This window comes from Pseudomonas sp. MH10 (assembly GCF_034353045.1).
Classification (GTDB): domain Bacteria; phylum Pseudomonadota; class Gammaproteobacteria; order Pseudomonadales; family Pseudomonadaceae; genus Aquipseudomonas.
In genome coordinates this window covers 5,283,903-5,297,038 of record NZ_CP133783.1, presented here as the reverse complement: position 1 = coordinate 5,297,038, position 13,136 = coordinate 5,283,903, and the positions used below count along the sequence as shown (strand labels likewise).

The 13,136-nt window shown below is 56.4% G+C and carries 11 protein-coding genes; 5 read left to right on the top strand and 6 right to left on the bottom strand.

Features of this window, described 5'->3' with window-relative positions; genetic code table 11:
* Positions 1-19: 19 nt before the first annotated feature.
* Positions 20-1,096 (bottom strand): S-methyl-5-thioribose-1-phosphate isomerase, encoded by a 1,077-nt coding sequence (mtnA, locus tag RHM59_RS23980; protein ID WP_322285569.1) that lies wholly within the window; start codon positions 1,094-1,096, stop codon positions 20-22.
* 156 nt (positions 1,097-1,252) lie between these two features.
* Here mtnA and RHM59_RS23975 point away from each other — a divergent pair, with 156 nt between their 5' ends.
* From RHM59_RS23975 to RHM59_RS23955, 5 genes are all read left to right on the top strand, one after another.
* On the top strand, positions 1,253-2,596 hold the full coding sequence (locus tag RHM59_RS23975) for a TRZ/ATZ family hydrolase (RefSeq protein WP_322285568.1): 1,344 nt from the start codon (positions 1,253-1,255) through the stop codon (positions 2,594-2,596).
* A 60-nt stretch (positions 2,597-2,656) separates the two neighbouring features.
* Entirely contained in the window at positions 2,657-3,355 is a 699-nt protein-coding gene (gene ubiG, locus RHM59_RS23970; RefSeq protein ID WP_322165590.1) for a bifunctional 2-polyprenyl-6-hydroxyphenol methylase/3-demethylubiquinol 3-O-methyltransferase UbiG, read from the top strand.
* 4 nt (positions 3,356-3,359) lie between these two features.
* Positions 3,360-4,031: an N-acetylmuramic acid 6-phosphate phosphatase MupP gene (mupP, locus tag RHM59_RS23965; RefSeq protein WP_322165591.1), complete on the top strand. Its 672-nt coding sequence runs from the start codon at positions 3,360-3,362 to the stop codon at positions 4,029-4,031.
* A 132-nt stretch (positions 4,032-4,163) separates the two neighbouring features.
* On the top strand, positions 4,164-4,904 hold the full coding sequence (locus tag RHM59_RS23960) for a YciK family oxidoreductase (RefSeq protein ID WP_322165592.1): 741 nt from the start codon (positions 4,164-4,166) through the stop codon (positions 4,902-4,904).
* Positions 4,905-5,146: 242 nt separating this feature from the next.
* Positions 5,147-6,073 (top strand): GGDEF domain-containing protein, encoded by a 927-nt coding sequence (locus RHM59_RS23955; RefSeq protein WP_322285567.1) that lies wholly within the window; start codon positions 5,147-5,149, stop codon positions 6,071-6,073.
* A 63-nt stretch (positions 6,074-6,136) separates the two neighbouring features.
* Here the strand turns inward: RHM59_RS23955 and RHM59_RS23950 are convergent, their stop codons facing one another.
* From RHM59_RS23950 to RHM59_RS23930, 5 genes are all read right to left on the bottom strand, one after another.
* Positions 6,137-6,925: a TenA family transcriptional regulator gene (locus RHM59_RS23950; RefSeq protein WP_322165594.1), complete on the bottom strand. Its 789-nt coding sequence runs from the start codon at positions 6,923-6,925 to the stop codon at positions 6,137-6,139.
* Positions 6,926-6,970: 45 nt separating this feature from the next.
* Entirely contained in the window at positions 6,971-9,433 is a 2,463-nt protein-coding gene (locus RHM59_RS23945) for an EAL domain-containing protein (protein WP_322285566.1), read from the bottom strand.
* Positions 9,434-9,663: 230 nt separating this feature from the next.
* Entirely contained in the window at positions 9,664-11,526 is a 1,863-nt protein-coding gene (locus RHM59_RS23940; protein WP_416195042.1) for an ABC transporter ATP-binding protein, read from the bottom strand.
* The gene (locus RHM59_RS23935; RefSeq protein WP_322171061.1) at positions 11,474-12,076 is read right to left on the bottom strand and encodes a DsbA family protein; all 603 of its coding nucleotides are present in this window, start codon (positions 12,074-12,076) and stop codon (positions 11,474-11,476) included. The genes RHM59_RS23940 and RHM59_RS23935 overlap by 53 nt, the downstream gene beginning before the upstream one ends.
* Before the next feature lie 36 nt (positions 12,077-12,112).
* Positions 12,113-13,051 carry a rhodanese-related sulfurtransferase gene (locus RHM59_RS23930; RefSeq protein ID WP_322285565.1) on the bottom strand — a complete coding sequence of 313 codons (939 nt, stop codon included), beginning with the start codon at positions 13,049-13,051 and terminating at the stop codon, positions 12,113-12,115.
* Positions 13,052-13,136 lie beyond the last annotated feature (85 nt).

The following is a 13,136-nucleotide window of genomic DNA, read 5'->3' as shown; positions in this document are numbered from 1 at the left end:
GCTTTCACAGAGGACACACTCAATGCAACCGCTTGCGGCACATCAGCTGGGTCATTTTTGCGGTGTCGGGGCGCTCGACGATGCCTTTTTCGGTGACGATGGCGTCAATCAAATCCGCCGGGGTGACGTCGAAGACCGGGTTAAACGCGTCTACATCAGCCCCTACACGCTGCCCCCCGAGTTCCAGCAGCTCGCGACCGTCACGTTCTTCGATGGGAATGTCATCGCCACTGTCTAGTGTCATGTCGATGGTTGAACTCGGCGCGACAACCATGAAACGCACGCCGTGGTGCATGGCTGCGACGGCCAGTTGATAAGTGCCGATTTTGTTCGCCACGTCGCCATTGGCAGTAATGCGGTCGGCACCGACGATCACCCAGGTAATCCCTTTGGTTTTCATCAAATGGGCCGCCGCCGAGTCAGCATTGACGGTGACCGGAATGCCTTCGTTAGCCAATTCCCACGCGGTCAAACGCGAACCTTGCAGCCAAGGCCGGGTTTCATCGGCATAGACGCGCTCGATCATGCCCTCAAGGTGCGCCGCTCGAATCACGCCCAATGCCGTGCCGAAACCGCCCGTGGCCAGCGCGCCGGTATTGCAGTGAGTCAACACGGTTTGCAGGTTGCCCTGGTGCTTGCGAATCAGGTCGGCACCGAGTTGAGCCATGGTCAGGTTGGCTTCGCGGTCGCTGAGGTGAATGGCCACCGCTTCTGCTTCCAACGCAACCAACGGCGATTCGTTGCCTTTGAGCCGCGCCAGGCGATCGCGCATCCGGTTCAACGCCCAGAACAGGTTGACCGCCGTCGGGCGCGAACTAGCGAGCAATGCGAAGTCTTCCACCAGCGCCATGGCCCAGTCGCCGCCTGCGGCGAACCGCGCTCGCGCCGCCAAGACAATACCGTAGGCAGCACTGATGCCAATCGCCGGCGCGCCGCGCACGACCATTGAACGAATCGCTTCAGCCACACCGGCCGCGGTGGTGTAGGTGTGCCAGGTCTCTTCAAACGGCAACACGCGCTGATCAAGCAGATGCAGGGCATCGTCCCGCCAATCGATGGCTATCACTTTCTCTGCAGCCAATAGTCGATCGCGCATCTCTCACCCCATTACTCAATAAAACCAAAAACAAAAAAGCTGGAAACCAAAAGCCGCCGATTATAGCGAGCCGACCATCAAGACGCTCGGGTATACTTCGCCGTTCCCGTCTCTGTCCCCTTATATATAAAGAAAGCCAAGCTCTGGATGCCCGCCATGCCCAACGCTGCTGCCCCCCTCGACCTGTTGCTCTTGCCCACTTGGCTAGTGCCGGTCGAACCTGCTGGCGTGGTACTTAAAGAGCATGGCCTGGGCGTTCGCGATGGCCTTATCGTCTACATCGGCCCGAGGGCCGAAGCGCTGAAACAGCAAGCAGTGGAAGTCCGCGAACTGCCGGGCATGTTGCTCAGCCCCGGCTTGATCAATGCCCATGGGCACGCAGCCATGACGCTGTTTCGCGGTTTGGCCGACGATTTGCCGCTGATGACGTGGCTGGAAAACCATATCTGGCCGGCCGAAGGCAAATGGGTTGATGAAGCTTTTGTCCGTGACGGCACCGACCTGGCCATCGCCGAGCAACTTAAAGGCGGCATCACCTGCTTTTCTGACATGTACTTCTACCCGCAAGTTGCCAGCGAGCGCGTGCACAACAGTGGCATCCGCGCACAAATCACCGTGCCGGTACTGGATTTCCCGATTCCTGGCGCACGCACCACTGACGAGGCGTTGCATAAGGGCGTCGAGCTGTTCAACGATCTCAAGCACCACCCGCGAATCAAAATTGCATTCGGCCCCCATGCGCCATACACCATTTGCGATGAGAACCTGGAAAAAATCCGCGTTCTTGCTGACGAACTCGACGCAATGATTCACATGCACGTGCATGAGACCGCCTTCGAAGTAGAACAATCCGTTGAACAGCTCAATGAGCGGCCACTGGCACGCCTGAACCGCCTTGGCCTCTTGGGACCGCGTTTTCAAGCGGTGCACATGACACAGGTCAGCGACGAAGACCTGGCCTTACTGGTAGAAAGCAACTCCAGCGTGATTCACTGCCCAGAATCAAACCTGAAGCTGGCCAGCGGTTTTTGCCCCGTAGAACGGCTCTGGCAGGCGGGTGTCAATGTCGCGGTCGGTACTGACGGCGCCGCCAGTAATAACGACTTGGACGTACTGGGCGAAACACGCACGGCGGCCTTGCTGGCCAAAGCAGTCGCCGGCTCCGCCACCGCGCTGGACGCACACCGAGCCCTGCGCATGGCGACGCTCAATGGCGCGCGAGCCATGGGCATTCAGGCCGAGACCGGCTCACTGGAAATTGGCAAAGCCGCTGATATCGTCGCGTTCGACCTGTCCGGGCTGGCCCAGCAACCGGTATATGATCCGGTGTCGCAGCTTATCTATGCCACCGGCCGCGATTGCGTGACCCATGTCTGGGTAGCGGGCAAACAATTGCTCGACGACAAACGCCTGACCCGCATGGACGAACAGGCGCTGTGTGACACCGCCAAAGCGTGGGGCCAGCGAATATCGGGCCATACTACAAGCCAAACCGAATGATGACTGTCCGGGTCCAAATGCCCGGACAAGACGAAAGAATCGAGTTTTTGAGGATCACCCATGAGCAACGTCGACCACGCAGAAATCGCCAAATTCGAAGCCTTGGCCCATCGCTGGTGGGACCGCAATAGCGAGTTCAAACCGCTGCATGACATCAATCCATTGCGGGTTAACTGGATCGACGAACGGGTCAATCTGGCGGGCAAAACCGTGCTCGATGTCGGTTGCGGTGGTGGCATCCTCAGCGAAGCCATGGCCCAGCGCGGCGCCACGGTCATGGGTATCGACATGGGTGAAGCGCCGCTGGCCGTGGCGCGCTTGCATCAGTTGGAATCCGGCGTGACGGTAGATTACCGCCAGATCACTGCCGAAGACCTCGCCGACGAAATGCCTGAACAGTTTGACGTGGTGACCTGCCTGGAAATGCTCGAACACGTACCGGATCCTTCGTCGGTGATTCGTGCCTGCTTCCGTATGGTCAAACCGGGCGGCCAAGTGTTCTTTTCCACCCTGAACCGCAACCCCAAGGCGTTTCTGTTCGCCATTGTCGGCGCCGAATACATCATGGGCTTGCTGCCGCGCGGCACTCACGACTTCAAGAAGTTTATCCGCCCGTCGGAACTGGGGGCCTGGAGTCGCGAAGCGGGCTTGCAGGTCAAGGACATCATTGGTCTGACCTACAACCCCCTGACCAAGCATTACAAGCTGGCGTCCGACGTCGACGTCAACTACATGATCCAGACCCTTCGAGAGGCATAAATCTATGCGTTTGAGAGCGGTTTTATTCGACATGGACGGCACGCTGCTCGATACCGCGCCGGATTTCATCGCCATCTGCCAAAGCATGCTTGCCGACCGAGGTTTTGCACCGGTGTCGGACAAGTTGATACGTGATGAAATTTCCGGTGGTGCCAAGGCGATGGTCGCAGCAACCTTTGCGCTCTCACCAACCGCCCCGGAGTTCGAAGCGTTGCGTCTGGAGTTTCTCGAACGCTACCAAGTTGACTGCGCCGTCCACAGTAAGCTGTTCGATGGCATGGCTGAGCTGTTGGCCGACATCGAAAAGGCTAACCTGATCTGGGGTGTGGTGACCAATAAACCCATGCGTTTCGCCCTACCGATCATGGAGCAACTGGGCTTGGCTGAACGTTCAGCCATCCTGATTTGCCCGGACCACGTGACCCACAGCAAGCCGCACCCTGAGCCGCTGATTCTCGCCTGCCAGATGCTTGAGCTGGACCCGGCAAGCGTGTTGTTTGTCGGCGATGACCTGCGCGACATCGAATCCGGCCGCGACGCCGGGACCAAAACTGCGGCGGTACGCTACGGCTACATCCACCCGCACGACAATCCAAATCATTGGGGCGCCGACGTCGTCGTCGACCACCCTCTGGATCTGCGCAAAGTGCTGGATAACGCGCTGTGTAGCTGCTGATTTAACCCGATCAAAAGACCCTCTGTAGGAGCCAACGTGTTGGCGAAGGGCTTGGCACGGTTTGCCTGACACGCCGACTCGCCAACACGTTGGCTCCGACAGAGCTGTGTTCATTTTCCATTGAGGTTTTTCATGTTTGATTATTCTGCACGCCCTGAACTGCTCAAGGATCGGGTTATTCTGGTGACCGGCGCCGGTCGTGGCATCGGTGCCGCTGCGGCGAAAACCTACGCCGCGCACGGTGCCACTGTGTTGTTGCTCGGCAAGACCGAAGCCAACCTGACCCAGGTCTATGACGAAATCGAAGCGGCAGGCCATCCTCAGCCGGCTGTCATTCCGTTCAATCTCGAAACCGCGCTGCCGCATCAATACGATGAGCTGGCGGCGATGATCGAAACCGAGTTTGGGCACTTGGACGGTTTGCTGCATAACGCGTCGATCATCGGCCCACGCACCCCGATAGAGCAGTTGTCAGGCGAAAACTTCATGCGCGTGATGCACGTCAACGTCAACGCGATGTTTATGCTAACCGCCACCCTGCTGCCGCTGCTGAAGCTGTCCGCTGATGGTTCGGTGATCTTTACCTCAAGCAGCGTCGGACGCAAAGGACGCGCGTACTGGGGTGGCTACGGCGTATCCAAGTTCGCCACCGAAGGCCTGATGCAAACCTTGGCCGACGAGTTGGAAAACGTCGCGCCGGTTCGTTCTAACAGCATCAACCCCGGCGCCACACGCACCAGCATGCGGGCCCATGCTTATCCGGGTGAAAACCCCAATGCCAATCCTGTTCCCGAAGCCATCATGCCGGTGTACCTGTATTTGATGGGTCCAGACAGTACCGGAATCAATGGTCAGGCATTCGACGCTCAATAATAGTGAAATCAAACAACGCGTTACCCTGCCCACCTAACGACGGTTTTATGTCTCTTGGGGGGCAGTACTAAAAATGAGCACTGTATCGAGTCAAATAAACGGCATCGTTTAACATCCTACTTTTTGTGTAACGCCTTAAGCCGCTGATTCATAAACACTTTATTTAACTTAACGGGTTGGCACGACTTTCGCTCTGTCTAGATAAGCATTTATACGGCCTTATCTGTTTTAGGAGTGTCAAGATGAGTTCAGCCCCCCAGACCCGTGCAATCGACTTCGACAACGCTAAATTGCAACGTCTGGGTTTTCGTCAGTTACAGAATGTCGCGCAGTTACCCGCCGACCTGACACAACTGCGCCAGCAACTGGGCCTGCAGTTACAAACCAGCCTCGATGCCGAAAAAATCCTGACGATTTTCTTCCGCGGCATTCAACGCCTGATTCCCCTTGATGGTTTGACGTACGACCAAAGCTCCTCGGACCTGCATTTGAAACTGGGTGAGCGCACCCCTGTTTTTGCAAGCTACACCTTGAGCAGCGAAGGTGAGCACCTGGGTGAGCTGGTGTTTCAACGCAATCGTCGTTTCGCGGAACTCGAACTGACGCAACTGGAGTCGTTACTGACCTGCTTGCTGTTCCCGTTGCGAAACGCCCTGCTTTATCGCGCAGCTACACAGAGCGCCCTGCGCGACCCGTTGACCAACACCGGTAATCGCGTCGCCATGGATCAGACCTTGAACCGGGAGATCGAACTGGCGCGCCGGCAAAAGAGTCCGCTGTCAGTGCTGATGCTCGATATCGATCACTTCAAGCGGGTGAACGACATGCACGGGCACGCTGTTGGCGATGAAGTCCTTAAGGCCGTAGCCGCCTCGATCAAGAATCAACTGCGCAATGTCGACCGAGTGTTCAGGTTCGGCGGGGAAGAGTTTTTGGTCGTGCTCTCGAACACTGATCGCGAAGCTGCAGTGATGGTCGGCGAACGTTTACGCCAGGCCGCGCAACAACTCACGTATGCGACACCTGATCATCCGATCACGCTGACGGTCAGCCTCGGTGGCGCCACGTTGCTGCCAGCCGAGTCCGCCGCAAGCCTTCAGCTCAGGGCGGACAGTGCATTGTATGTGGCCAAACGTGAAGGCCGTAATCGTCTGACGATGGCGGGTTAAGCTCGATTAGCTCGATGCGCTTAACCTGCTTCACGCCTGGTATTCATCCTGATACGCAAACGCCTAGTCGACTTCGACCAACGCCATGCGTTCACGGGACTGGGGTGTCATTTCTTGTAGCATGCAGCGTTCCAGAAACAGGAACATGTACTCGTAGCTCTTGGTGACCGCCTGACGCACCTCAGTCTGCAGTCGAACGCTTGGGTTGTTTCCGGCCAGCGTGCAGATAATTTCCAGCGCCTCCCACGGGTGCGCATCATCGTACTGGGCGTGCATCTTCAGCCACTTCATGGCCCGCTTGCGCTGATCGTCCGGGAAGCCCGCCGCATAGACGTCACTGGAACAAACTATCGCCGACCATTCACCGGTGGCGCCTTCGATGGCGTAGTTGGTCGCAGCAATCGCAACGATCAGCGAATCCGACGCGCTGCTGTGCCAGCACCAATGGCTTAATGCATGTAACTCCGGTGGCACGTGCTGAGCCTGCAAATCCTCCAGGCTGACGCCGTGCGCGAGGCTCCAGTTCACCCAATAATCGGCATGATTGAGTTCGACCCGAATATTTCGCATCAACCAGCGACGCGCCATGTCTTCACCGGGGTGACGGGCGAAACGGGTTTTAGCCAGATTTTGCGCCATATACACGGCAAACTGCTCGACCACTGGCCAGCCGCCAATCAAATACTGGCGCATGGTCTTGGAACTCAGGCAGCCATCACGCATCCGTTGATAAAGCACATGCTCGACCACCCGACGCTTGGCTTCACTGCAGTCTTGAATCAACTGCTGCGCCCAACGCGGATAACTAGTTGCGTCCATGAGCGGACCGGTTCGGATAAAAGTATCGATCACTGTTAGGGCTCCTTTTTTATGTGTTGTGGCCCATGAGCACTCTGTTCAGCGAAAAATCCCAGGCGCCCGAAACAACTGGGGCGCAGACCTGACGGGCCGAGAATGCAGACTTTCACACGTGAACAACTGCGGGCGTTGAATGATGTAACCCTGCGCAAAATCGACGCCAATTTCGAGCAGTGCCTGCTCGATCTGCGGCGTTTCAACAAATTCGGCAATCGTGCTTTTCCCCATGACATGGCCAATATGGTTGATCACTTCAACCATGGCCCGATTTATCGGGTCATCGAGCATGTCTTTGACGAAGCTGCCGTCTATCTTCAGAAAGTCCACAGGCAGATGCTTGAGGTACGCGAACGATGACATCCCGGCACAGAAATCATCGAGAGAAAACAGGCAGCCCAAGCCTTTTAATTCATTAATAAACCGAATAGCACTGCCTAAATTGGAGATCGCACTGGTTTCGGTAATCTCAAAACAAATCAGATCGGGGGGTATTTGATAGGTATTGAATTGCTCTTTCAGGTACGCAAGAAACGCATCGTCACCAATGCTGGTCCCTGACAAGTTGATTGCACACATCGCCATGGGGCCGCTGTGTTTATGCTCGTGCAAGCACTGGGAAATAATCTTGAACACGTTCTGAACCACCCAACGGTCCAGAGTCGTCATCAGGCCATACCGTTCGGCCGCCGGTATAAAGCTGTCCGGCAACACCATCCGACCGGTTTCGTCGTGCAACCGAAGGAGGATTTCGATGTGTCCACCTCCGCGCTCGGTGACGTCCTTCAAGCTGGCGATTTCCTGTGAGTACAAGCAAAACCGATTCTCTTCCAGCGCCATGTGTAAGCGTTGGATCCACGCCATCTCGCCAACACGAATGGACAGTTCCGAGTCGTCTGCGTGATACACCTGGACTCGGTTGCGGCCTTTTTCCTTGGCCATATAACACGCCATATCGGCCGCGCGTAATGAGCCTTCAAGCGTGGCAGGACTTTGGGAAATATTGACCAACCCGATACTGACCGTGGTCACAAACGGCCGGCCCTTCCAAACGAAATGCAGACTTTGCACGGTCTGGCGCAGGGATTCGGCAACTTTCTGCGCAGCATCAGGCGGGCAATTCTTCAGCAAAATACCGAATTCATCTCCACCCAAGCGCGCCAACGTGTCGCCTTCGCGCAAACCTTGTTGCAGCAGCGCGCAAATATGCCGCAGCAGTTCGTCCCCGGCCGCGTGGCCACTGGTGTCATTCACCAACTTGAATTGATCAAGGTCGAGGAACATGAGCGTATGCCGACCGGACTGACGTGAAAGATTATTGAGCGCCTGCTCCAGCCGAAACTCGAATTCACGTCGGTTAACTAAGCCGGTCAATGCATCGTGGGTCGCTTGCCAAGACAAGTTTGCGATGTACTGCCGTTCCTGGGTCATGTCGTGCAGTACCAACACCGTGCCGCTGGTCTTGCCTCCTGTTTGAATCGCCGAACCGACCAGTGCCACTGATACCGTGCTGCCGTCCAGTCGCTGGATCAGTCGCGAATGTTCGCTGCCGCCACTCAAGGTCCCACTCAGGATATGTTCGATGAGGGTAAAGCTGTCTTTCTGATCGTTCTCGTCCAGCACGCTGAACAGTGCGGCCAACGGCAAGCCTTGAGCCTGCTCACTCTTCCAGTGAGTTAATTGCTCGGCAGCCGGGTTCATGTAGGTGATCGAACCTTCAACATCCGTGGTGATTACCCCGTCGCCAATGGATTCCAGGGTGACTTGAGCGCGTTCTTTTTCCTGCTGCAAGGCGCTGGCAAACGCGTGTCGTTGCTTCAACAGTTTGTGGGTGCGCAGCAGCGCCAACAGAATCAACACCACGGCGGTGGCCATGTTAGTGATTAACAACAACCGTAGAATAAACCGCGAACCCTCCCCCAACGCATCGCTGAACGCCTTTGCCGCTGGCGTTACCCCTTCGTTGATGGCGTTGATTTGCGATTTCCAACCAGACACCTCACCCACACTGGCAACACCCTGCGCCATGCGGCGGTGCATCTGCTGGGCAACAGTGTCCAGTTGCACCAGATAGCCGTCGCCAACTTTCCAGAGGTCGATGGCTTTTTCCAAGTAACGGAAATGGCGGAAGTTCAAATAAAGCCAAATGATGCTCGGCGCATCATCAAGATGATTACCCCCTTGCAACAGCCCGGCACGGGCAGCCGACAGGTCTGGCGTCGGAAGTTCAAGTGCTACCCGCAAGTCGTGACCGCCTTGGGGAATAGCAATCGCCTCCTGGTATTTGAGGTAGCTCTGCTCGTCCCCGCCGTTGGCATACAGATTCAAGTAGTAGATGGCGTCCTTCTGCCCTTTGGACCACAGGCTTTCCCCGGCGACGTACCCGCGCACCGCCGATAATGTGTACAAACTCACACACCCTAGAAGCGCCTGAAAAAGCACGACCGCAATGAAGGGCCAAACAATGCCCAGCAAATGGGGCTCAAGAATCCGCTTTTGCGTCATGGGTTCCCTTTTATACACATTCCTGACCATTCACCCTGCAGCACGTTGACGGCGCTTAGTGAGCCTAGGCTAAAAACAAACTGCACTGTTGGGCTTTTTTCTCAAATTTGAAACACGCTGCCGCGCTACTTGTGAATGATTAGCCTGACGATAAGAATAGGAGTGAAGCGGATAAGTTCGAAATATCAATGCTTTCATAAAAACGACGTCGGATTAACAATGATCCCGCATCATATTTGCTGCAGATGACCGTAAAGCTTTGCATACAACCCACCGTCAGCAATCAGCTGTTGGTGGTCGCCCTCCTCTGCGATTCGCCCCCCATCAAAAACCAATACGCGGTCAGCCTGTTTCACTGCTGACAAGCGATGCGCAATGATCAAGGTGGTGCGTCCGCTAAGAAAGCGCGACAAGGCTTGATGCAGGTTGTATTCGGTTGCGGCGTCTAGGGCCGAGGTGGCTTCATCAAGGATCACCACTTTAGGTTCGGCCAAGACCATTCGCGCGATGGCCAGTCGTTGCCGCTGACCGCCGGATAAACGTACGCCGGAACGCCCAACGATACTGTCCAACCCCAAGGGCAGGCTGCGAATGGTCACATCGAGCTGAGCGATTTCCAGTGCTCGCCAACAGGCGTCATCGGTTCTCTCCCGGCCCATGGTCAAGTTGGCACGCACGCTGTCGTTGAACAGCGCAGGATGCTGCAGGACCACAGCCACATGCTCGCGCACTGTTTCCAGACCGATTTCCTGCTGAGTCAAACCGCCGAAACGGATACTGCCTGATTGCGCGGTATACAGACCCAGCAATAGTTGCACCAAGGTGCTTTTGCCGCCACCACTCGCACCGACGATAGCGACTTTTTCCCCCGGCGCAATGGACAGGTTCAGTTGATCCAGCACCGGTTCTTCGCCGTAACCAAAGGTCAAGTTACGTACGTCGATGCCAACCGTTTCGTGCCCGGTAAACGGGTCACTGCCGCCGGGATACTGAGGTTCATCAGCCCGCGCCAGCAGTTCGTTGATGCGGGTCAGGGCGCCACCTGCCGCGTAATAGGCGTATTGCAGATTGAGCAATTGCTCTACCGGTCCAATCATGAACCACAGGTAACTGAACACCGCGAGCATCTGCCCAATTGAAAGGTCAGAGAACAGCACCGTCAACATGGCTGCTGCGCGGAAAATATCGATACCAAATTGAAACAACAACCCGCTGGCTCGATTGGACGCGTCGCTTTTCCACTGAGAGGAGACGGCGTAATCGCGCACCTCTTTAGCCCGCACGCCCAGCCTGCCGAGGAAAAACCCCTGGCGGTTGCCGGCGCGTATTTCTTGAATCGCATCCAGGGTTTCAGTCAACGCCTGAGTGAAGCGTGAGGTGCTGTCGTTTTCTTGCTTTTTAAGGTGTTTGACCCGTTTGCCTAGCTGCACGGTGGCGTAGATCACCAGCGGGTTGAACAGCAGAATCAGCAAGGCCAACTCCCAATGCATCCACACCAGAATGCCCGCCGTGCCGACCAGAGTCAGCATGGCCACCAGAAAACGGCTCAAGGTTTCGCCAACAAACTTATCCAGGGTGTCGAGATCGGTCACCAGGTGGGTGGTCACAGTGCCGCTGCCCAGGCTTTCGTATTCACTCAGGGAGATGCGCTTGAGGCGCTCGATCAAGCGGATACGAACCCGATAAACGATATCTTTGGCGAGCCGTGCAAACAGCCTTGCCTGGACGACGTTGAATACCAGCGAGCCCAGACGCAACGTGAAGGTAACCAAGAGCATCAAGCCGATGTAACCAGCCGCTTTTTGCACCCCCACCGGCAACACATGGTTCATGAATTTGAGCGCTGAATCACCGTGTCCGAGCAGCACTTCATCGACCAGCAACGGCAACAGCAACGGAATCGGTACACTGCATAACGTCGCCAGCACGGCCACGCCATTGGCAACCCACAACGCTTTGCGGTGGTGCAATGCCAGTCGGCGAATTTCGGCCCAGCTTAGTCGATCGATACGCGGTGACGATTCAGGCTTAAGAGGTTGTTCAGGCACAGGCGGCACGCTCCAACCATCGACCCAGTAGCGGAGCCAATTCATCAATGGGTTGATAGCCGTTGGTCAGTAACGCCAGTTGGCCATTATGTTCGGCCAACAAGGTCGGAAACCCTGCGATGCCCAAATCTTGCACCCAGGTGAAATCCGCAGCGGTAGCAGTGAGTTGCTCAACGCTGTCGAACGCTTCGGCAAACACGATGCGCGGCAAACCCGCCTGCTCAGCTAGCTCCACCAGAACCGAAGCCTGGGTCACGTCGCGGCCTTCGATATAAAAGGCCTGCTGAATCAACTTAACCAAGGTCCAGGCACTGTGTGGATCGAGGCTTCGCGCGGCCACCACGGCACGGCATGCCGGTTCGGTGTCATAGACAAATCCATCGGGCAACGCGCCTTCAAAGCGGAACGGCTGACCGGTGGTGTTTGCCACCGATTGCCAATGCTCAAGGATGTAGCGTCGCGTGGTCGGCTCAAGGGCGGCGCCACTTCCCGTGCGTAAACCGCCCACCACTAGATGCAGCTCCACACCCGCCGCGTGTGCTTGCTGAACCAAGGCTTCAGCCACGGGCGCAAAGCCCCAGCACCAGGAACACATCGGATCCATCACATAGAGCAGTCGCGCTTGCATGGCTCAAGCCTCGGTAGGGAGACGGTAGTTACGACCAATGGGGTGGGGCTCATTACGCGCTTTGGCCAATTCGATCTGCTTTTGGCGATCGATGGCGCTGCGCCGGGTTTTCTCGCTCAAGGTATCCCAACAGTGCGGGCAACTGATACCGGGCGAATAGTGTTCGCTGGTGCGCTCTTCAACGCTGATCGGCGTCCGGCACGCGTGGCACTGGTCGTAATCGCCAGCGGTCAAGTCATGGCGAACGGTGACGCGGTTGTCGAAAACAAAACAATCACCGTGCCACTGGCTTTCTTCCTGTGGGACTTTTTCCAGGTATTTAAGGATGCCGCCCTTGAGGTGGTAAACCTCATCGAAGCCCTGGCCAAGCATGTAGCTAGAGGCTTTTTCACACCGGATGCCGCCGGTGCAGAACATCGCGACTTTCTTGTGTTTGGCCGGGTCGAAGTGGGCTTTGATGTAGTCAGGGAATTCGCGAAAGCTGGTGGTCTTCGGATCGATGGCGCCCGCAAACGTGCCGATCGACACTTCGTAGTCGTTGCGGGTATCGATCAGTAAGACTTCAGGGTCGCTGATCAGCGCATTCCAGTTCTCGGGGTCGACGTAGGTACCGACCTGTTTGTTCGGGTCGACGCCCTCAACACCCAGGGTGACGATCTCTTTTTTGAGCTTGACCTTGGTCCGGTAGAACGGCTGCTCGTCACAGTAGGATTCTTTGTGATCGATATCGTCCATGCGCGGATCGTTTTTCAGCCAAGCCATCAAGCCGTCGACGCCTTCACGGCTACCGGAAACGGTGCCGTTGATGCCTTCTTCGGCGATGAGCAGCGTCCCTTTGATGCCGTTGTCGACCATTGCCTGCTGCAAAGGCTCGCGCAGGGCAACGTAATCGCAGAGCGTGACGAATTTATACAATGCCGCCACGACAATTTTTTGAGTCATGTTGCGTCTCCAGGTGGGGGCTCTCGCAAAGAGCCGACCCGACATAAAAAAACGCCGACTAAGCGGCGCGATGCTGATTGTAACA

Excerpts from the sequence above, each read along its gene's own strand:
- mtnA (WP_322285569.1), bottom strand. The coding sequence starts at position 1,096 with ATGCGCGATCGACTATTGGCTGCAGAGAAAGTGATAGCCATCGATTGG.
- RHM59_RS23975 (WP_322285568.1), top strand. The coding sequence starts at position 1,253 with ATGCCCAACGCTGCTGCCCCCCTCGACCTGTTGCTCTTGCCCACTTGG.
- ubiG (WP_322165590.1), top strand. The coding sequence starts at position 2,657 with ATGAGCAACGTCGACCACGCAGAAATCGCCAAATTCGAAGCCTTGGCC.
- mupP (WP_322165591.1), top strand. The coding sequence starts at position 3,360 with ATGCGTTTGAGAGCGGTTTTATTCGACATGGACGGCACGCTGCTCGAT.
- RHM59_RS23960 (WP_322165592.1), top strand. The coding sequence starts at position 4,164 with ATGTTTGATTATTCTGCACGCCCTGAACTGCTCAAGGATCGGGTTATT.
- RHM59_RS23955 (WP_322285567.1), top strand. The coding sequence starts at position 5,147 with ATGAGTTCAGCCCCCCAGACCCGTGCAATCGACTTCGACAACGCTAAA.
- RHM59_RS23945 (WP_322285566.1), bottom strand. The coding sequence starts at position 9,433 with ATGACGCAAAAGCGGATTCTTGAGCCCCATTTGCTGGGCATTGTTTGG.
- RHM59_RS23940 (WP_416195042.1), bottom strand. The coding sequence starts at position 11,526 with ATGAATTGGCTCCGCTACTGGGTCGATGGTTGGAGCGTGCCGCCTGTG.
- RHM59_RS23935 (WP_322171061.1), bottom strand. The coding sequence starts at position 12,076 with ATGTGTTCCTGGTGCTGGGGCTTTGCGCCCGTGGCTGAAGCCTTGGTT.
- RHM59_RS23930 (WP_322285565.1), bottom strand. The coding sequence starts at position 13,051 with ATGACTCAAAAAATTGTCGTGGCGGCATTGTATAAATTCGTCACGCTC.